The sequence below is a fragment of the Pseudomonas sp. MYb118 genome (assembly GCF_040947875.1).
Taxonomy (GTDB): Bacteria; Pseudomonadota; Gammaproteobacteria; order Pseudomonadales; family Pseudomonadaceae; genus Aquipseudomonas.
On the sequence record NZ_JBFRXN010000002.1, the window covers coordinates 2245536 to 2265727 of the forward strand.

A 20192-nucleotide genomic window follows, 5' to 3' on the forward strand; every position below is an offset into this window, starting at 1 on the left:
CGCTCCTACAGACGATCAAAGACCCTGTAGGAGCGAGCTCGCTCGCGATGCTGTGTCAGGCACCGCAGGGCATCTGCCTGCCCGCGTCATCGTTGACGACCATCGCGAGCAAGCTCGCTCCTACAGACGATCAAGGACCCTGTAGGAGCGAGCTTGCTCGCGATGTTGGGCCTGGCACTGCGGGACATCCGCCTTCCCGCGTCATCGTTGACGACCATCAGGGGGCGAGAATTGTTCAGTGCGCAGGTGAGCGGGTGGCCAGCACTTGTTTGTTGAGTGTGTCCACTGCCGTTTGCGAGGCCGTCACGGCATAGCCCTGCAGCAACGCCTGGAAATGATCCTCGAACAACCAGCGTCGATCAACGGTGTAGCGCTGCATGTGGCGCAGGTTGCGCTGGCGCAGCGACAGGCTCAGTGACGACGGATAGATACGCAGGTCGGCGACGTCGATCAGGCCGAACTCACCATCTTCCAGTACCAGCACATTACCCAGGTGCAGAGAGCGGAAATACACGCCGCGTTCGTGCAACTGCGCCATGAATTTGCCGAAGCGCTCCACCAGCGCCTGACGCACTTCCGGAGCGGTGATCCCTTGCAGGACCTGGCGCAGGGTATGCCCCGGCAGCGGCGTGTAGTGCACGGCGCTGCTGCCATCATCCAGACGATACAGCGCGAGGATCTGCGGCGTTGGCAGGCCCATGTTGCGCAGGCGCTCGCTGTTGACGGCAAAGCGTTCGGAATAGGCGTTGAAGCTCCCCGAGGTGTACCAGCGACGCGGCCGGAACAGCTTGAGGAAGCTGCCATCGACCAGGCGCAGCACTTTCGGCCCCAGGCCATCCTCTTCGATGATCCGGGCGTCAGTGCTCATCGCTTGCAGGGCAGGCGCAGTCAGGCGTTTCACGGAAAGCGCCAGCAGGCGGCCCGCACGCTGGTTGATGCTCAAGGCGGCGATCAGTGCCAGGGGGATCCACAGCAGGAACCAGTGCTCCTTGGGACGCGAAAGGATGCCGCCGCCCTCGGTCAGGCCGCCGCCAATCCCGAACACCAGCCAGGTCGAGGCGATGATCAACAGCGGTTGCACGCGCTGGCGCCAGCTGCTCAACAGGGCCCAGGCCTGGAAGAACAGCCAGGGGATCAGGCCGATGATGCCGACGTAATAAAGAACGCCCAGGGCGAAGTTGTGCGGCTCTGCCAGTGTGTAGCCCATGCCGACATCAACAGTAAGGTCGGCGTCATATCCGTGGCCGAGCCACGGGCGCTCGGCGATTTTTTGCAGGACGAACTGCCAGATTTCGAAACGGTAGGAGTTGCCGCGATCGAAGAGCATGTTGGAAAACAGCATGAGCACCGCTACGCCACCGGCCGCCATGATGCCCAGCAGCAGAACGGAGCGGCGATTCCAGCAGATGAAGCTCAGCCACAAGGCCGCCAGTGTCAGGGCGACCAATGGTGTACGCGAGCCGGTGGCGATGACCGCCGCGAACATGATCACCATGGCTGGAAGACTCAGCCAGAGTATCTGCGGACGTTTACAGGTCATGCTCAGGCTGAGCCAGTAGGCACAGAAAAAGCCGAACAGGTGCGAGCTCAACAAGGGGTTGTCGAACGCGCCGCCCCCGATCAGTCGTGTACCTGGCTCATAGATGCCGGCGAACAGATACAGATAGTAGATCGTCGCGATCAAGGCGACGACGGCCGCGCTGAACAGCAGCGGCTGGATGCTCTCGCTACGATAGCGAACCAGCAGGTAGCACCCGACGAACAGCATCAGCAAATGCAGCGGCGGCTTGAGCTTGCTGGCAAAGCCGTCATCGCCCGGGCTCCAGAGCAGGCTCAGCAGCGCCCAGCCGGCAAACAGCAGCAGTGCGACGAAGATCGGCTCGCGCAGCAGCTCCTTGAAAGCCCGAGGGCGCATGAGCAAAGCAATCAGCGTCGGAATACTGAACAGGCCGTAATACAGCTTATGAAGCAGGCTGCGATCCGGCAGGAAGAACAGCGAGCACAGGAGCAGGAAATAGCCAGCGGGAAGCATCCAGAGGCAAATGAAATCGAAAATTCGATGGGGGGTACTGTTTAGACCGCTGAATTGCATGCTGGGAAATTCAATCCTGAAGTTGATCGGCCATTCCGATGGTGGCCTTGTGATACTGTTTGTGCCGTCTAACAATAACAGCCTTTAGGGGATTGCCAGAACCCTGAGGAAGCTGTGCTAAAGTCAGCGTCCTTTTTATCGACATTCGCGTGATATGACCGACTCCAGTCTCTCCGCAAGCCCTTCGAGCTTGAAAATCTATTTCCGTCTGCTGGGTTACGTTCGGCCCTACATCAGCCTGTTCCTGATCAGCATCGTCGGTTTTCTGATTTTCGCCTCGACGCAGCCAATGCTCGGCTACATCCTCAAGTACTTCGTCGATGGCCTGTCCAATCCCGAAGCGGTGTTGTTCCCCAGCGTGCCTTACCTGCGCGACCTGCAACTGCTGCAAGCCGTGCCGTTGCTGATCATCCTGATCGCTGCCTGGCAGGGGCTGGGATCTTATCTGGGCAACTACTTCCTGGCCAAGGTTTCCCTCGGGCTGGTACATGACTTGCGGGTGCAGTTGTTCAATAACCTTCTGGTGCTGCCTAACCGATACTTCGACAAGCATAACTCGGGTCATCTGATTTCCCGCATCACCTTTAACGTCACAATGGTGACGGGGGCGGCAACAGATGCGATCAAGGTCGTAATTCGTGAGGGTATGACGGTTATCTTCCTGTTCGCCTCGTTGTTGTTCATGAACTGGAAGCTGACGCTGGTCATGGTTGCGATCCTGCCGTTGATCGCATTCATGGTGGGTACCGCGAGCAAGAAATTCCGCAAGCAGAGCAAGAAAATCCAGGCGGCCATGGGTGATGTGACGCACGTGGCGTCGGAAACCATCCAGGGCTATCGCGTGGTGCGCAGCTTCGGCGGCGAGGCCTACGAAGAAAAGCGTTTCTTCAATGCGAGCCAGGGCAACACCGACAAACAATTGCGCATGACCCGTACCGGCGCCATTTACACGCCATTGCTGCAATTGGTGATCTACAGCGCCATGGCCGTGCTGATGTTCCTGGTGCTGTTCCTGCGTGGCGATGCCTCTGCCGGTGACATGGTTGCCTACATCACACTGGCGGGCCTGCTGCCCAAGCCGATCCGCCAGTTGTCCGAAGTCAGCTCGACCATCCAGAAAGGCGTGGCCGGTGCCGAGAGTATCTTCGAGCAGCTGGACGTCGAGCCGGAAGTCGATACCGGCACCGTCGAGCGCGACGTCGTGAACGGTCGCCTGGACGTACGCAACCTGAGCTTCACTTACCCAGGCACCGACCGCCAGGTACTCGACGACATCAACTTTTCGGTCGAGCCGGGACAAATGGTGGCGCTGGTCGGGCGCTCGGGCAGTGGCAAGTCGACCCTGGCCAACCTGATTCCGCGGTTCTACCACCACGACAAGGGCGAAATCCTGATCGACGGCGTCGAAGTCGAGCAATACAAGCTGTTGAACCTGCGCCGGCACATCGCCCAGGTGACGCAGCACGTCACCCTGTTCAGCGATACCGTGGCCAATAACATTGCCTACGGCGATCTGGCGGGCGCACCCCGTGAAGACATCGAAAAGGCGGCCCGGGATGCCTATGCCATGGACTTCATCGCGCAACTGCCCAACGGCCTGGACACCCAGGTCGGTGAGAACGGCGTGCTGCTGTCCGGTGGCCAGCGCCAGCGACTGGCAATCGCCCGGGCGCTGTTGAAGAACGCGCCGCTGCTGATCCTCGACGAGGCCACCTCGGCCCTCGACACCGAGTCGGAGCGGCACATCCAGGCCGCGCTGGACCAGGTGATGAAAGGCCGTACCACGCTGGTCATCGCCCACCGCCTGTCGACCATCGAGAAAGCCGATCTGATTCTGGTCATGGATCAGGGGCGGATCGTCGAACGCGGCACGCACAGCCAGTTGCTGGCACAAAACGGTTACTACGCACGTCTGAACGCCATGGGGCTCGATGCCCCGGCCGAAGACATCGCCTGAGCCCCTGCGGTCATCCATGCCGATGGCCAACAAAGGTCGCAGCCTGAGGTTTTCCGACCTGAACAGGCTGCGATTTCCTGATTTTGCCTGTCACATTCATGCCATGCGCAAGACCCGCGCCAACCCTGTGCTAATATCCCGCCCTTGTTCATTTTGTATGTGGGATGCTCCATGAAGTTGTCCATGCCGCGATTCGATCAAGCCCCTGTATTGGTGGTCGGCGATGTCATGCTCGACCGCTACTGGCATGGCGGTACCTCACGGATTTCCCCTGAGGCGCCGGTACCGGTGGTCAAGGTCGAGCAGATCGAAGACCGCCCGGGCGGTGCCGCCAACGTTGCGCTGAACATTGCCGCGCTCGGTGCGCCGGCCTCGCTGGTCGGCGTCACCGGTGACGACGAAGCAGCCGACAGCCTGGCCAACAGCCTCAAGGGGGCGGGTGTGCGGGCATTGTTTCAGCGTATTGCGCACCAGCCGACCATCGTCAAGCTGCGGGTCATGAGTCGTCACCAGCAACTGCTGCGCATCGACTTCGAAGAGCGCTTCGCCACCGATGCCCTCGCGCTGGGTACGCAGGTCGACGAACTGCTCGACGGCACCAAGGTGCTGGTGCTGTCCGATTACGGCAAAGGCGCGCTGAAGAATCACCAGGTGCTGATCCAGGCGGCCCGCGCCCGTGGCATTCCGGTGCTTGCCGACCCCAAGGGCAAGGATTTCTCGATCTACCGGGGCGCGAGCCTGATTACTCCCAACCTCAGCGAGTTCGAAGCGATCGTCGGCGGTTGTGTCGACGAGCATGACCTGGTGAGCAAGGGCGCGCAGTTGATGCATGACCTCGACCTGGGGGCCTTGCTGGTCACCCGCGGTGAGCACGGCATGACCCTGCTGCGCCCGGACCACCCGGCGCTGCACCTGCCGGCACGTGCGCGAGAGGTATTCGACGTGACCGGTGCCGGCGATACCGTGATTTCCACCCTGGCCGCTGCAATCGCCGCTGGCGAGGAGTTGCCGCACGCGGTGGCACTGGCCAACCTGGCCGCCGGCATCGTGGTCGGCAAGCTCGGTACGGCGGCCATCAGCGCCCCGGAACTGCGTCGCGCCATCCAGCGTGAGGAAGGCTCCGAACGCGGCGTGCTGGGCCTGGAGCAACTACGCCTGGCGGTCGACGATGCGCGTGCGCACAACGAGAGGATCGTCTTTACCAACGGTTGCTTCGATATTCTGCATGCCGGTCATGTCACGTACCTGGAACAGGCACGGGCCCAAGGCGATCGTTTGATCGTCGCCGTCAACGACGACGCGTCGGTCAGCCGCCTGAAGGGGCCTGGCCGCCCGATCAACAGTGTCGACCGGCGCATGGCCGTGCTGGCAGGGCTGGGTGCGGTAGACTGGGTGATCAGCTTTTCCGAAGGCACGCCCGAGAACCTGCTGCGCGAGGTCAAGCCGGACGTGCTGGTCAAGGGCGGCGATTACGGGATCGACCAGGTGGTTGGCGCGGACATCGTGACGGCCTACGGGGGAACCGTGAAAGTGCTGGGTCTGGTGGAAAACAGCTCGACGACGGCGATTGTCGAGAAGATTCGCAACCATTGAATGTATTTGACGACGCCTGTTTCATCCAGGGGGTGAGCGGGTTTTACCGTGAGAACATGACCGCTCCGATAATATCGGGCGGTTTTGGCACAATACTCTCACCCGCTTTTATCTAGTGGTAAAAGATTGATGAAAGTAATGCTTCTGGTGATGGACGAACAGCGTGTGATTCTGGATCGTCTGTATGAAATCGTGCAGCAGAACTGCGACGAGTGCATCGTCTATCGCCTGAGTAAAAAGCAGCAGATGAACCTGGGGCCGTTTCTCGCTTCAGTCAATTACCAGACTTTCGACCGGGTCGTGATTTTCTCGCGGGTCAAACGTCTGGTGCCTCAACTCAGAGTCTTGAAGTGCATCCCTGGCCTGATTTTCCTCGAGCATGACGCTTATCAGAACTACATGCCCGAGAGTAAATACCAAAGGGTTTATTCGCGCCTGTACAGCCGTTTGCCAAGTTCCCGTGCGCTGATTTCCGGCGCGGTGGTGGCGCGGCGGATGAAGTCCGAAAACATTGACGCCGTGTTCGTTTCAAAGGGATATGACGAACAGATGCTGCACAATACCGGCGGTGTGCGGGATATTCCGGCGGGCTTTCTGGGCAGCCTGAAAAGTACCGAGTACTCGCAGCGCAAGGCATTGCTTGAAGCTCTCGCACAACGCACCGGCATGTTGGTGACACGCACCAAGTCGGGCACCGAATACCTGGAAATGCTCAATCGCATCAAGATCTTCGTCAGTGCCGATATCGGCATGAATGAGTTCATGATCAAGAACTTTGAAGCAATGGCGTGTGGCTGTGTGCTGCTGGCCTGGAGCCAAGGCGAAGAAGATGAGCTTTTGGGTTTTGAGGATATGCACAACACGGTGTTCTACCGCTCCGAAGAGGAAGCCGTGGAAAAACTCCAGTTGCTGCAAAGTGATCCGGAACTGACGGCGCGTATCGCCAGTAACGGTCAGGCGTTCGCCGAAAGCCAGTACTCCTTTGCCCGTGTCGGGCGTGCGCTCGCTGTCGAGATCCAGCGTGAAATGCGCCCCTGGCAACCGCCTTCGCTGCTCACTCGCTGGTGGGTCAAGCTGCGGTACGGCATGCAGGTCCCGGAGCAGTGACGGGGCCTCGACCACCACACACCGAAGAGTGCCTGGCGCTGGATGCGTTGCCCGGCGGTTACCAGTCCATTCCCGACGCTCTGCCGCAGGCTCTGAAAGAATGCCTGCGCAAGGCGAGGCGAGTGGTGCTGGTCGCCAACAACCCCGCCATCACTCGGGAAGATTTCCAGGCGCTGGACATCGGCGCCGACGACGTCGTCGTCAGCTTCAACAAATGCGTCGTGGCGTCGCTGCTGACACCGCAGAGCGTCAATCTGTTCGTCCACGGTTTCAATGCGCCGGATGCGTATTTTTTCGGCCTTCCCTACGGGCCGGGCGTGCAACGCCTGCTCAATCACGCGGATGCGCGCTGCTTCACCATGCTGGTGGGGTGTACGGGGCAGATGTGCCCATTGCCGCAGGTCGCGCTCTACTGGGAGCGAATCCCGCTGCCGGCCCTGTGGAACTACCCGGTCGATCGTCCGGACGGCAAGCGTTATGTCGGCCCGACCACCGGCTTCAATGTGCTGGTATTGCTCGATTGGCTGCGTGGGCAGGCCGATTACAACTTTCAGCTCATGACCCTGGGGTTCTCCAACGAGGCGGGTAAACGCTGGGGCGGGCATGCCTGGGATTATGAGCGTGACTGGTTGCAACAGTCCGGCGTGATAACGATACCGCTGCGGCCTCGCCGGTGGTGGCAGAAACTGTTCAATCGTCGATGACGTGCAACCGATTGCCGGATGGGCAACGGAAGATCAACTTTCAAGGGGTGCTGTCGAGTGTTGAATATTGCGGTGGCTTTTTTTGGTATCCCGAGAAATTCGCAAATCTGCTTTCCTTCCATTGAAGAAAACGTACTGGCCCGGCTTCCGCGTGACAGTCACGTAAAGTGCTTTTACCACTTGTATGAAATCAACGAAGTGCAGAATTCGCGCTCGGGCGAACAAGGTGAATTGAAGGCTGACAACTACGAGCCTTTCAAGTCCATGACCGGGCAACTGACGTCCACCGACGGAGTGCTGGAGCGCTGGAACTTCGAACAGGTAAAAGCGTTGGGCGATACCTGGGCCGATGATTACGCGTCACTTCGCAACCTGATCTATCAGCTCAATTCGCTGCATACGGTCACGACCATGATGGAGTCGTTCAAACCGGACTTCGTCGTGTTCGTCAGGCCGGATATCTGTTTTCACACGGCTCTTCCCACGTATGTGTTCAAGCATGCCGAAAACCGCCGGCGCAATACCTACATTCCAGACTGGCAATGGTGGGGCGGGCTGAATGATCGTTTTGCCATTTGCGGGCGTGACACTTATGTCGCCTACGGCAAAAGGATCGAGCGCATCTTCGAGTTCAGCAAGGTGACGGGAAGAAAGTTGCACTCCGAGCGCCTGCTCAAGTTCGCGCTGCAACAGGCCGGGGCGAAAATTTGCACCCTGGACACCCAGGCTTCGCGGGTTCGCATCACCGGGACATTCGCCGAGGAATCGTTTTCTCCCAAGCGTGGCATGGGCAAGCGCGAGAATCGCTACTTCCACTTCTTCGCCCGGTTGCGCACCTGGATGGACAAGCAGCGAGCCTGACGTCACGCCAGGCTATTTGCGCAGGCTCCCGCGCACCAGTCGAACCAGGCCCAGGGCCTTGACGCTGAGCTTCTTCAGGCCCTGGCGTGGAGGCTTCGGCACTTCCAGCCCCTGTTGAGCCACCCAGTCCTTCCAGCGAATACGTTCCTCGCTCACGGTCCAGCCGTCCTGGATGGCAAAGCTCTCCGCCAGGTACAACCCTCGGGTACTGGCGGGGATCAGCTTGTCGCGCTTGAGCGTGTACAGCTCGGCAAGCGGCAGGCCATCCTTGAGGGGCATCAGGTACAGGTCCGGGCGTTTACGGTCCAGGCGGGCCACCAACTGATCGCCCTCCAGGCGCTCGTCGACATGAAACAGGCTCAGGGACTTGGCTTCCTTGGGGACGTCCAGGCGCAAGTCATAGATCAACTGCAGCGAAGCGGTGGGCAGATGCACATAGGCTTGTGGCCGCTCGATCAATTGCAGGTTGGCACAGCGTACCGGTCGCGCCGCGCCGGACAGCGGTGTCAGGCGGAACGGCAATGCCTCGCGATAATGCAGGGCAGAGGCGTAGGGCGCTGGCAGCCAGGTGTCATTGAAGCGGCCGCCGAGCCAGCCTTCCGGGGTTTCCAGCAGGCATTCCTCGGCGATCTCCTGGATCGCCGTGTGCAGCGGCAGGTTCAGTTCGTGGGCCGGTACGTAACCGGAAATCAGCTTGAGCACCACATCGCCGCGATCCTGCCGCCGCTGGCGCACCAGCACCCAGTAATCACGATTCTGCCAATGCAGGGTCAGGCGTACCGAGACCCCGAGGTTGGCCAGCTCCAGGGCAAACCGCTCGCTGTCCGCCACCGTCACCTGGCGACGACGTTGCAGGGTCTGGGCAAAATTGAGCGGCATGCCGACTTTCTGGTAACTCAGGCCTTCGGGAGTCGCTTCGACGAATAACGGCAGGGTCTTGAAGTTGCTCGGGTTCTTTCTTATGAGCGTACGCGGCATGTCGGCTCCTGCATTAAGGCCGCGAGGGCGGCATCAGTGTCTGCCCAGAACCTGGGCAACGGTCGCGACGTTGTGGGCCAGATGCAGCGGGTTGATGGTCCCGACAATCGCACTGGCCACACCCGGATGTTCAAACAGCAGCTCGAAGCTGGCGCGCACCGGGTCCACACCCGGGCTCAGGCAGGCGTGGCCGCTGGCGAGGGCTTTCTTGACCAGGATGGCTTTGCCGTGAGCAGCAGCATAGTCAATGACCGCCTTCTCGTGCTGCTCGTTCAGATTGTAGGTGACCATTGCACAATCGCCTTGCTCCAGCGCCTTGAGCCCGCCGTCGACGGTTTTGCCGGAAAAGCCGAAGCCGCGAATCTTGCCCTCGGCCTTGAGCGCCGCCAGGGTGGCGTACACCTCGCTGTCGTTGAGAATCGCCAGGTCATTGCCGTCGGAGTGCACCAGCACCAGGTCGATGAAATCCGTTTCCAGGCGTTGCAGGCTGCGTTCCACCGAGAGCCGCGTATGCGCAGCGCTGAAATCGTGGCGGGACTGACCGTCGGCAAATTCTTCGCCGACCTTGCTGACGATCACCCAGTCGTGGCGCTGGCCGCGCAACAGTGGGCCGAGGCGTTCTTCGCTACGGCCATAGGCGGGGGCCGTGTCGATCAGATTGATGCCCAGGTCGCGCGTCAGCTTGAGCAGGCGGCGTGCGTCGTCATCGTCGGGAATCTGGAAGCCATTGGGGTATTTGACGCCCTGGTCGCGGCCCAGTTTGACCGTGCCCAGGCCCAGCGGCGAAACCATCAGGCCGGTGCTGCCCAGCGGCCGGTGCAGGTCGTGCAGAGTGGGTACGCTCATGGCAGCAGTTGCTCCCAGGCCGGCACGCCCATCGGTGGCCTTGGCAGCTCGGGCAGCGGCGCCGGGTGGCCGGGCTGGATGCCGTCGCGTTGCAGGGCGCTGATCACGCGGTCAGCGAAGTCCGGGGCCAGCGCCAGTTTGGTCGGCCAGCCCACCAGCAGGCGACCCTGCTCGGCGAGGAAGGCATTGTCCGGACGGGTCAGGCCCGATTGCAGCGGCTCGGCACGATCCACGCGCAGGGTCGCCCATTGCACGGTGCTCAGGTCAATCCATGGCAGCAACTGCGCGAGTTCTTTCTGCGCGGTGGCGATCTGCTCCGCTGGTTCGCGGGCGACGCCCTCGGCTTCGGCGATGTCGCCGCCCAGATACCAGACCCATTGACCATCGGCGGCCGGGTGGGTGGTGACGGTGATGCGCGGTTTGGTGCCGCCGCCCAGGCAATGGGCATATAGCGGTTTGAGGCCGGGGCCCTTGGCGATGATCATGTGCAACGGTCGACGCTGCATGGCCGGCTGGCTCAGGCCCATCGCTTCCAGCAACGCGGCGGTGCCGGCGCCGGCACTCATGACGATGCGCTGGGCTCGGATCTCGCGCTCGTCGACCTTGAGGCCGACCAGCACGCCATCCTCGAGCAGCGGTTCGATATGCTGGCCGGCCAGCAGGCCGTCGCCGCCCAGGTCCGCCAGGCGCTGGATCAGGCTCGGCACGTCGATCACCAGTTCCGCCAGGCGATAGACTTTGCCCTTGAAGCGTTTGTCTTGCAGGGCGGGTGGCAACTGGTCGCCCTTGACCTGATCGACCCGGCCGCGCACGGCTTTGCTGGCGAAGAAGCTGGTGAGGTTGCCGGCGAGGGTGCCCGGCGACCAGAGGTAGTGCGCTTCGGACAACAGGCGCACGCCGGACAGGTCCAGCTCGCCGTCGCCAGCCAGGGCTTCACGCCAGCGGCGCGGCATGTCGGCGATGGCTTCCGAGGCGCCGGTCAGCGCACCGTGCAGCGCGTATTTGGCGCCGCCATGGATGATCCCCTGGGACTTGACGCTCTGCCCGCCACCGAGGCTGGCGCTTTCCACCAGCACGGTCGAAAAGCCCTGGCGGCGCAGGCGCGCATTCAACCAGAGGCCGGCAACGCCAGCGCCGACAATCAGGACGTCGGTGGAAATAACGGATGGCATGCAGCGACCTCAGTGGTTCAAGACGAGGTCGCAGTATACAGAGCTACGGATGACCTGTAGGAGCGAGCTTGCTCGCGATGGCGGTGTGTCTGATCCGAAAGGGCCAGCCGACACGCCGTCATCGCGAGCAAGCTCGCTCCTACAGGGGGCCTATTTCAGTGGCCGGCGGTTTTGGAGAACAACTGGATGACCACCACGCCGAGCACGATCAGCGCCATCCCCAGCATGGCCGGTACGTCCAGCTTCTGCCCGTAGATGAACAGCGCCGCGACGCTGACCATGACGATGCCCATGCCCGCCCACACGGCGTAGGCCACGCCCACCGGCACGCTGCGTACCACCAGGGTCAGCATCCAGAACGCGATGGCGTAGCCGGTGATGACCAGCACCAGCGGCAGTGGGGTGCTGAAGCCCTTCACGGCTTTCATCGAAACCGTGGCGATCACTTCGGCGCAGATGGCGATAGCCAGATAGTAGTAAGCGGTCATGGGGGCTTCCTCGTGTGACGTGTTGCTTTCTGAGTTAGCATTCTAGGGATTGGCCAGATGCGTTAAAGTCATTACCTATCTGATTTGGAGATGGGTTGATCATGCAATGGGACCTGGACCAACTGCGCCTGTTTGTCAGCGTAGCGGAGCAACGATCGTTTTCCGCAGTGGCGCGGCAGCAGCGCAAGGCGCAGTCGGCGGTGAGCAGCTCGATTGCCCTGCTCGAAGATGACCTGGGCATGAGCCTGTTCGATCGCAGCAGCGGCCGCCAACCCAGGCTCACCGAGGCCGGCCATGCCCTGCTGGAGGAGGCGCGGGAGGTGCTGCGCCAGTGCGAGCGCCTCAATGGCCGGGCGTTGGCGATGATGCGCGGGCAGGAAGCGCGGATCCGCCTGGCGCAGGATGAGGCGATGCCATTTGCGCCGGTCATCGACAGCCTGGATGCCCTGGCTGAACAATTCCCCAGCCTGGAGGTGCAACTGTCCAACGGTACCCAGGGCGATGTGGCGCGCAAACTGGTGGAGCGCCATGCCGACCTCGGGTTGCTGTTCTATCACGAGCAGATTCCCGAGGCGCTGGAGCGGCGGGTGCTGGGCAGTATCGACATGGTCACGGTCTGTGGGGTCGATCATCCGATGGCCGCCATGGGTGAGGTCAACTGTCAGCAACTGGCCCAGCATCGCCAGCTGTTGATGGCTGCCCAATCCAGTGTCTATCCCGGCAGCGAGCCCGCCAGCCCACAGGTCTGGCGGGCGGACAGCTTTTATGTGATCGCCGAACTGCTCATGCGTGGCCTCGGCTGGGCGTGGCTGCCACGTAACGTCGTGCAGTATTCCGGCTATCACAACAAGATCGTCGAATTGGTCAGCGAATGGACCCCGCCGGCACTGGTGGTCGAGCTGGTCTGGCGTCGCGACGAGCCTTTGGGCCCGGCGGCGCGCTGGCTGGCCGAATGTTTTGCCGTGCACTTGCAGGCGATCGGCGACAAAAGTGGATAAACTCCGCCGCCATGAATAGAACTCTCTACACCGCGCTGTTTTACCTGGGGCTGCCACTGGTAGCGATTCGGCTGTGGCTGCGCTCGCGCAAGGCGCCGGCCTATGCCAAACGCATCGGTGAGCGTTTCTCCTACGGGCTGCCGGCGATGAAGCCGGGCGGCATCTGGGTGCACGCGGTGTCCGTGGGCGAAAGCATCGCGGCGGCGCCGATGATCCGCGCGTTGCTGCAACGCTATCCGGCGCTGCCGATCACCGTCACCTGCATGACCCCGACCGGTTCGGAACGCATCCAGGCGCTGTTCGCCAATGAGCCGCGCATCCAGCACTGCTATTTGCCCTACGACCTGCCGTGCGCCGCGGCGCGTTTCCTGGATCGGGTGCGGCCGACGCTGGCGGTGATCATGGAAACCGAGCTGTGGCCCAACCACATTCACCAGTGCGCCAAACGCGGGATTCCCGTGGCGCTGGCCAATGCACGGCTGTCCGAGCGTTCTGCCAAAGGCTACGCACGCTTTGCCAAGCTGACCCAGCCGATGCTCGCCGAGATGAACCTGTTTGCGGTGCAGACCGAAGCCGAAGCCCAACGTTTCCGCGATTTGGGCGCCCGTGCCGAGACCGTCGAAGTGACCGGCTCGATCAAGTTCGACCTGACCATCGACCCGGCCTTGCTGCAGCGCGCCAGCGAGTTGCGCGGGCAATGGCAGGCGCAGGAGCGCCCGGTGTGGATCGCCGCCAGCACCCACGACGGCGAAGATGAAGTGGTGCTGGCAGCGCATCGCCAGTTGCTGGCCAGTCACCCCGACGCCTTGCTGATCCTGGTGCCACGCCATCCGGAACGCTTCAATCCGGTGTTCGAACTGTGCAAGCAGCAGGATTTCGCGACGATCCGTCGTTCCACCGGCGAACCGGTGACAGCCGGCACGTCGGTGTTGCTGGGCGACACCATGGGCGAGTTGCTGTTCCTGTATGCCCTGGCCGACAGCGCTTTTGTCGGCGGCAGCCTGGTGCCCAACGGTGGCCACAACCTGCTGGAGCCCGCCGCGCTGGCCAAACCGGTGCTCAGCGGGCCGCACCTGTTCAACTTCCTGGAGATCGCCGCGCAACTACGCGCGGCCGGTGCGTTGCAGGAAGTGGAAGACGCCGAAGGCCTGGCGCTGGCCGTGCAGCGCCTGTTCGAATTGCCGCGCGATGCACAGCGCATGGCCGAGGCGGGGCTGAAAGTCATGCGCACCAACCAGGGCGCGTTGCAGCGCTTGCTCGATGGGTTGGGGCGGTTGATCGAGCGTTGATCGTTCCCTCCTGTGGGAGCGAGCCTGCTCGCGATGAGGGCCCAGGCAACCTGATGCAACAGGCCGCCCGCGTTATCGTTGACGCTTATCGCGAGCAGGCTCGCTCCCACAAGTTGGAGGTGGGAGCATCCCCGGCTTAATGATCAGGGCCGTGCCTTGAGCTGCGCCTCTGCCGCCTTGGCCAGGTCCGGTGGCAGGAAGTCCTTGTCCGGGTTGTAGTCGGGCTTGAGGTAGCGCTTGAGGTCTTCCAGGTCCCCCGGGTTCAGGGTGCCGGCGGCCTGCTTGAGGCGCAGGTTGTCGAGGATGTAGTCGTAGCGGGTGTTGTTGTAGTCGCGTACCGAGTTGTACAGCTGACGCTGGGCATCGAGCACGTCGACGATGTTGCGCGTCCCCACCTGATAGCCGATTTCGGTCGCTTCCACCGCGCTCTGGTTGGAAATGATCGACTGCTTGCGCGCCTGCACCTGTTCCACATCGGTATTCACCGCGCGGTGCAGGTTGCGGGTGTTTTCCACCACTTGCCGACGCAGGCTTTCGCGCTGTTGTTCGTTCTGGTCCAGTTGCGAGTACGACTGGCGCACCTGCGAGCTGGTCAGCCCGCCGCTGTAGATCGGAATATTCAGTTGCAGCGCCAGGGTGGTTTGTTCGACGGGGCCACCGTAGTTCTGGCCGAACGCGTTCGGGTTGCTGAAGCCAAAGGCGTCGTTGTCGCCCCGCTCGTACTTGGCGACGGCGTCGACGGTCGGCAAGTGGCCGGCCTTGCGCTGGCGCAGCGTTTCTTCGGCGGCACTGACCGCAAAGTTGCTGGCCAGCAGATTGAGGTTCTGCTTGGCGGCGGTGTCGACCCAGGCCTTGGCGTCGTTCGGCGCCGGCGGCAGGATCGGCAACGAATGCACCATGCCCTGGATCGAGTTGTACTGACGGTTGGTCAGGGTGATCAGTGCTTCGAATGCATCATCCACCTGACGCTGGGCAACGATCCGGTTGGCCCGCGCGGTGTCGTAGCTGGCCTGGGATTGCAGCACGTCGGTCTTGTCCGACAGGCCGACGTCGAAGCGCTCGTTGGACTGGTCGAGCTGGCGCTTGAAGGCGGCTTCTTCGGCCTTGGTCGAGGCCAGCGTGTCCTGGCTGCGCAGCACGTTGAAGTAGTCTTCGGCGGTTTGCAGAATCAGGTTCTGCTCGGTCGCCGACAGTTGCAGCGCCGCCTGCTCGTTGACGTTCTTGGCGGCCTGGTACTGGAACCAGCGATCGGCACGAAACAACGGCTGCGCCAACGTGGCCTGATAGGAGTTGGCGCTGCGGTTGGCGATGGCCGACGGTTGATTGATGTCGGTGCGCACGTTGGCCACCTGACCACCGCCGGAGAGGTTGGGCAGCAGGCCGGCACGGGCCTGGGGCACGACTTCTTTCTGGGCGCCATACTGGGCGCGGGCGGCAGCCAGGTCGGCGTTGTTGTCCACCGCTTCCTGATAGACGCTGACCAGATCGGTTTTGGTCGCCAGGGGCGCTTCTGCTGCCCAGGCCATTCCATTGGACGCACAAGACACGGCAACGGCCAGTGAGAGTTTGCGCAGCATGAGGCGATCCCTAAAAATTGATATTACGCTGATAATTCAGGCGCCAAGGTAAGACGCGGCCTGCACAGCGTCAAGGCGCAGTGCGGCGTAGCGAGTGTAGTTGCGCCTTGGGGCGGCAACAATCCTGCAATTACGCCATTCATCATGGTGATTGCCGCGGTGTTGGCGTTCCTGGCCAGTTATGTCTAGACTGGCCGGGTTCTTGTCGGGGTGCCTTGCTATGAGGCTGAGATCGAATAATTTCGGATCCCGTTGAACCTGATCAGGTTAGCGCCTGCGTAGGGAACAAGATTTCTCGTCACCCGGCGAGTCCTCTTGTGCTTCGTCCGGGATGTCGTTCGCCATCGAACTACCCCTCGAGCACTGAGCACAGCACAGCTGGTTTTCCAGTACACGTGCGTCCATTCGTTACAGGTTCGCTCCGACAAAATCCCCATGCCTGGATGCCGTCTGGAGAGCCCGTGATGACGATAAAACTAAAAAATACGACCAACCTCAGTGATTCGGCGCAAGTCGATCAGCAATCGGTTCAGCCGTTTACCCGCTCGCAAAAAATCTATGTCCAGGGCTCCCGTCCGGACATCCTCGTGCCCATGCGTGAAATCAGCCTCGACGTGACGCCGACCGACTTCGGCGGCGAGGTCAACGCACCGGTCACGGTCTATGACACCTCCGGCCCGTACACCGACCCCAATGTCATCATCGACGTGCGCAAAGGCCTGGCCGACGTGCGTTCGCCGTGGATCGAAGCCCGTGGCGACACCGAGCGCCTGAGCGGCCTGAGCTCCAACTTCGGCCAGGAGCGCCTGGCCGATCCGGAGCTGACCAAGCTGCGCTTCGCCCACGTCAACAACCCGCGCCGCGCCAAGGCCGGGTCCAACGTCACCCAGATGCACTACGCCCGCCAGGGCATCATCACCGCCGAGATGGAATACGTCGCCATCCGCGAAAACATGAAACTGGAAGTCGCCCGCGCTTCCGGCCTGCTCGACCAGCAGCACGCCGGCCACAGCTTCGGCGCCAGCGTGCCGAAGGTCATCACTCCGGAATTCGTGCGTGAGGAGATCGCCCGCGGTCGCGCGATCATCCCTGCCAACATCAACCACACCGAACTGGAACCGATGATCATCGGCCGTAACTTCCTGGTGAAGATCAACGGCAACATCGGCAACAGCGCCCTGGGTTCGTCTATCGAAGAAGAAGTGGCGAAGCTGACCTGGGGCATTCGCTGGGGTTCGGACACGGTCATGGACTTGTCCACCGGCAAGCACATCCACGAAACCCGCGAGTGGATCATCCGCAACTCGCCGGTGCCGATCGGCACGGTGCCGATCTACCAGGCCCTGGAAAAAGTCGGCGGCGTGGCCGAGGACCTGACCTGGGAGCTGTTCCGCGACACGCTGATCGAGCAGGCCGAGCAGGGCGTCGACTACTTCACCATCCACGCCGGCGTGCTGCTGCGCTACGTGCCGATGACCGCCAAGCGGGTGACCGGCATCGTTTCGCGCGGTGGTTCGATCATGGCCAAGTGGTGCCTGGCGCACCACAAGGAAAACTTCCTCTACACCCATTTCGAAGACATCTGCGAAATCATGAAGGCCTACGACGTCAGCTTCTCGCTGGGCGACGGCCTGCGTCCGGGTTCGATTGCCGACGCCAACGACGAAGCGCAGTTCGGTGAGCTGGAAACCCTCGGCGAGCTGACCAAGATCGCCTGGAAGCACGACGTGCAGTGCATGATCGAAGGTCCGGGCCATGTGCCGATGCAGTTGATCAAGGAAAACATGGACAAGCAGCTGGAGTGCTGCGACGAGGCGCCGTTCTACACCCTGGGCCCGTTGACCACCGACATTGCGCCGGGCTACGACCACATCACCTCCGGTATCGGTGCGGCGATGATCGGCTGGTTCGGTTGCGCCATGCTCTGCTACGTGACGCCCAAGGAGCACCTGGGCCTGCCGAACAAGGATGACGTGAAGACCGGGATCATCACCTACAAGATCGCCGCCCATGCCGCCGATCTGGCCAAGGGACATCCGGGGGCGCAGATCCGCGACAATGCCCTGAGCAAGGCGCGTTTCGAATTCCGCTGGGAAGACCAGTTCAACCTGGGCCTGGATCCGGACACCGCCCGTTCGTATCACGATGAGACCCTGCCGAAGGATTCGGCCAAGGTCGCGCACTTCTGCTCCATGTGCGGGCCGAAATTCTGCTCGATGAAGATCACCCAGGAAGTGCGCGAGTACGCGGCCAACCAGCGGATCGACACGGTCGACGCGGACGTCGCCCAGGGCATGGCCGAACAGGCCGAGCGCTTCAAGCAGGAAGGCAGTCAGCTGTACCAGAAAGTTTGATCCTGAGGCCTGTCGGCCTCATCGCGGGCGAGCCCGCTCCTACAGGATGTATGCGATCCCTGTAGGAGCGGGCTTGCCCGCGATTGCGATCTCCACAACAACAAATGTCCCTCTGAGATAACCCCCTTGAGCATCCAACCCAGCACCTACTCCCCCGACATCGCCGTACCCGCCGACAAGCGTGTGTTCGGTGGTCGCGACCTGTTTTCCCTGTGGTTTTCCTTAGGTATCGGCCTGATGGTGTTGCAGACCGGCGCCTTGCTCGCGCCGGGCCTGGGCCTTTCGGGTTCGTTGCTGGCGATTTTCCTCGGCACCCTGGTCGGCGTCCTGCTGCTGGCGGCGGTCGGGGTGATCGGCAGCGACACCGGCCTGTCGTCGATGGCTGCGCTGAAACTCAGCCTCGGCAGCAAGGGTGCCAGCGTCCCGGCGGTGTTGAATTTGCTGCAACTGATCGGCTGGGGCTCGTTCGAAATCATCGTCATGCGCGACGCCGCCAGTCTGTTGGGCGCCCGCGCGTTCAGCGACGGCAGTCTGCTGGCCAATCCGCTGCTGTGGACCGTGTTCTTCGGCGGCCTGGCGACTTTGTTGGCGGTCAGCGGTCCGTTGACCTTCGTGCGCCAGATCCTGCGCAAGTGGGGTATCTGGCTGTTGCTGGCAGCGTGCACCTGGCTGACCTGGAACCTGTTCGCCAAGGCCGACCTGGCCGCCTTGTGGGCCCAGGCTGGCGACGGCTCGATGCCATTCGCCGTGGGCTTCGACATCGCCATCGCCATGCCGCTGTCGTGGCTGCCGCTGATTGCCGACTACTCGCGTTTCGGCAAACGCGCGAAAAACGTGTTCGGCGGCACGGCCGTGGGCTTCTTCATCGGTAACTTCTGGCTGATGAGCCTGGGCGTGGCTTACACCCTGGCGTTCGCCCCGAGTGGCGAAGTCAATGCCCTGTTGCTGGCCCTGGCCGGTGCGGGCCTGGGTATTCCGTTGCTGCTGATTTTGCTCGACGAGTCGGAAAACGCCTTCGCCGACATTCACTCGGCGGCGGTTTCCAGCGGCATCCTGCTGCGCTTGAAAGTCGAGCACCTGGCCCTGGCCATCGGTGTGGTCTGCACCCTGATCGCCCTGCTGGCGCCGCTGGCGCAGTACCAGAACTTCCTGCTGCTGATCGGCTCGGTGTTCGCGCCGCTGTTCGGCGTGGTGCTGGTGGATCACTTCATCCTGCGCAAGCGCAGTGGCCAGGTCGCTTCAGCCGCGTTGCGCTGGCCGGCGCTGCTGGCCTGGCTGGGTGGCATCAGCACTTATCATCTGCTGGCCAACCTGTATCCGGATGTCGGCGCAACCCTGCCGGCGCTGGTCCTGGCAGGGCTGTTGCAACTGGTGCTGGGCCGGGCCTTCAGCTACGGCCGGGAAACAGCTCGGGCTTGAGAATGCCGTTCAGGCGAGGGTAGGGGATCTTCAGTTCGACGTGGCCCAGCGCGTAAGGCGCAATGGTGCTCACCTGGTACTTGAGGATCACCCCACCGTAGGTCAGCGCCACGTTCTGGGTTTTCTGGAACGGCCAGCTCTTCACGAACTCCGCTTCCTGATCGAGCTTGGTGCTGATCAGCCAGCTGTTGTGCGCCACCTGCGCGGCTTTCCAGAACGCCTCTTCCTGGCCCGGCAGCAGCATGTCGGACAGGTTCAGCACCTTGTGTTGCTGACGCGAATAGTTGATGAAACCGCGACCCGGCGTGCCGTGGGCACCGCCGGTGTCCAGGTAGCTGGAAAATTCGATGATCACCAAGCCGTCATGCTGCTCGCGTACCTTGGCCTGCAAATAGCTGCTGTTGCGTGGTGCTGCCGTGCGCAGGAACTCATCGCGATAGGCCGCCAGCGTCGGCGCCGTCGGGGCGTCCGGCGCGGTACGGGTCATTTGCAGCAAGCGCTTTTCGACAATGCCATCCAGTGCCGGCTCGGCAGGGAAGCGCAGCGTGTCGATATTCACCAGCGGGCAGTCGGCGCTCGTGCAGCCGGGCTTCAACTGCTCGGAGGTGTCGCGCGTCACTTCCAGCGGTACTCGGTAGTTGGGCTGGAACAGGCTCTGGCAAGCGCCCAGGGTCAGGGCAATGGCCGTCACTGAGGCGATTTTGAAAAGCGACATGGGCGTCCTTCATCAAACAGGGAAAGGCGAAAAGTTACCCGC

At 62.0% G+C, this 20192-nt stretch carries 16 protein-coding genes and 1 riboswitch; of the genes, 9 read left to right on the plus strand and 7 right to left on the minus strand.

The window, feature by feature from the left end:
* Positions 1 to 235: 235 nt before the first annotated feature.
* Positions 236 to 2092: an O-antigen ligase family protein gene (locus ABVN20_RS16180; RefSeq protein WP_368556713.1), complete on the minus strand. Its 1857-nt coding sequence runs from the start codon at positions 2090 to 2092 to the stop codon at positions 236 to 238.
* A gap of 154 nt (positions 2093 to 2246) precedes the next feature.
* Between ABVN20_RS16180 and msbA the strand changes: the two genes are divergently transcribed.
* The 5 genes from msbA to ABVN20_RS16205 all read left to right on the plus strand — a co-directional run bounded on the left by msbA (position 2247) and on the right by ABVN20_RS16205 (position 8314).
* Complete coding sequence (msbA, locus tag ABVN20_RS16185; RefSeq protein ID WP_368556714.1) at positions 2247 to 4049, plus strand: lipid A export permease/ATP-binding protein MsbA; 1803 nt, start codon at positions 2247 to 2249, stop codon at positions 4047 to 4049.
* A gap of 171 nt (positions 4050 to 4220) precedes the next feature.
* On the plus strand, positions 4221 to 5642 hold the full coding sequence (gene hldE / locus ABVN20_RS16190; RefSeq protein ID WP_368556715.1) for a bifunctional D-glycero-beta-D-manno-heptose-7-phosphate kinase/D-glycero-beta-D-manno-heptose 1-phosphate adenylyltransferase HldE: 1422 nt from the start codon (positions 4221 to 4223) through the stop codon (positions 5640 to 5642).
* A gap of 129 nt (positions 5643 to 5771) precedes the next feature.
* Positions 5772 to 6749 carry a glycosyltransferase gene (locus ABVN20_RS16195; protein WP_368556716.1) on the plus strand — a complete coding sequence of 326 codons (978 nt, stop codon included), beginning with the start codon at positions 5772 to 5774 and terminating at the stop codon, positions 6747 to 6749.
* Positions 6746 to 7453, plus strand: coding sequence for a hypothetical protein (locus tag ABVN20_RS16200; protein ID WP_368556717.1), 708 nt, complete (start codon positions 6746 to 6748; stop codon positions 7451 to 7453). The genes ABVN20_RS16195 and ABVN20_RS16200 overlap by 4 nt, the downstream gene beginning before the upstream one ends.
* 57 nt (positions 7454 to 7510) lie before the next feature.
* A complete protein-coding gene (locus ABVN20_RS16205; RefSeq protein WP_368557717.1) occupies positions 7511 to 8314 on the plus strand; it encodes a hypothetical protein in 804 nt (267 codons plus the stop codon).
* A gap of 12 nt (positions 8315 to 8326) precedes the next feature.
* Here the strand turns inward: ABVN20_RS16205 and ABVN20_RS16210 are convergent, their stop codons facing one another.
* The 4 genes from ABVN20_RS16210 to ABVN20_RS16225 all read right to left on the minus strand — a co-directional run bounded on the left by ABVN20_RS16210 (position 8327) and on the right by ABVN20_RS16225 (position 11798).
* The gene (locus ABVN20_RS16210; protein ID WP_368556718.1) at positions 8327 to 9292 is read right to left on the minus strand and encodes a metal ABC transporter ATPase; all 966 of its coding nucleotides are present in this window, start codon (positions 9290 to 9292) and stop codon (positions 8327 to 8329) included.
* 33 nt (positions 9293 to 9325) lie between these two features.
* Positions 9326 to 10138, minus strand: coding sequence for an aldo/keto reductase (locus tag ABVN20_RS16215; protein ID WP_368556719.1), 813 nt, complete (start codon positions 10136 to 10138; stop codon positions 9326 to 9328).
* Positions 10135 to 11310 (minus strand): NAD(P)/FAD-dependent oxidoreductase, encoded by a 1176-nt coding sequence (locus ABVN20_RS16220; protein ID WP_368556720.1) that lies wholly within the window; start codon positions 11308 to 11310, stop codon positions 10135 to 10137. The genes ABVN20_RS16215 and ABVN20_RS16220 overlap by 4 nt, the downstream gene beginning before the upstream one ends.
* A gap of 155 nt (positions 11311 to 11465) precedes the next feature.
* Positions 11466 to 11798 carry a multidrug efflux SMR transporter gene (locus ABVN20_RS16225; RefSeq protein ID WP_368556721.1) on the minus strand — a complete coding sequence of 111 codons (333 nt, stop codon included), beginning with the start codon at positions 11796 to 11798 and terminating at the stop codon, positions 11466 to 11468.
* A 101-nt stretch (positions 11799 to 11899) separates the two neighbouring features.
* On the opposite strand from ABVN20_RS16225, the gene ABVN20_RS16230 reads away from it, so the two are divergent.
* Positions 11900 to 12796 (plus strand): LysR family transcriptional regulator, encoded by an 897-nt coding sequence (locus tag ABVN20_RS16230; RefSeq protein WP_368556722.1) that lies wholly within the window; start codon positions 11900 to 11902, stop codon positions 12794 to 12796.
* A gap of 11 nt (positions 12797 to 12807) precedes the next feature.
* The gene (gene waaA / locus ABVN20_RS16235; protein WP_368556723.1) at positions 12808 to 14085 is read left to right on the plus strand and encodes a lipid IV(A) 3-deoxy-D-manno-octulosonic acid transferase; all 1278 of its coding nucleotides are present in this window, start codon (positions 12808 to 12810) and stop codon (positions 14083 to 14085) included.
* 143 nt (positions 14086 to 14228) lie between these two features.
* Here the strand turns inward: waaA and ABVN20_RS16240 are convergent, their stop codons facing one another.
* Positions 14229 to 15662, minus strand: coding sequence for a TolC family outer membrane protein (locus ABVN20_RS16240; RefSeq protein ID WP_368556724.1), 1434 nt, complete (start codon positions 15660 to 15662; stop codon positions 14229 to 14231).
* 196 nt (positions 15663 to 15858) lie between these two features.
* Positions 15859 to 15964, plus strand: a riboswitch (TPP riboswitch).
* A 162-nt stretch (positions 15965 to 16126) separates the two neighbouring features.
* Here ABVN20_RS16240 and thiC point away from each other — a divergent pair.
* Both thiC and cytX read left to right on the plus strand, forming a co-directional pair.
* Positions 16127 to 18016 carry a phosphomethylpyrimidine synthase ThiC gene (gene thiC, locus ABVN20_RS16245; protein ID WP_368556725.1) on the plus strand — a complete coding sequence of 630 codons (1890 nt, stop codon included), beginning with the start codon at positions 16127 to 16129 and terminating at the stop codon, positions 18014 to 18016.
* Positions 18017 to 18142: 126 nt separating this feature from the next.
* Entirely contained in the window at positions 18143 to 19435 is a 1293-nt protein-coding gene (gene cytX / locus ABVN20_RS16250) for a putative hydroxymethylpyrimidine transporter CytX (protein WP_368556726.1), read from the plus strand.
* On the opposite strand, the gene ABVN20_RS16255 is transcribed toward cytX, so the two are convergent.
* Positions 19404 to 20150 carry an RsiV family protein gene (locus ABVN20_RS16255; RefSeq protein ID WP_368556727.1) on the minus strand — a complete coding sequence of 249 codons (747 nt, stop codon included), beginning with the start codon at positions 20148 to 20150 and terminating at the stop codon, positions 19404 to 19406. The genes cytX and ABVN20_RS16255 overlap by 32 nt on opposite strands.
* Positions 20151 to 20192 lie beyond the last annotated feature (42 nt).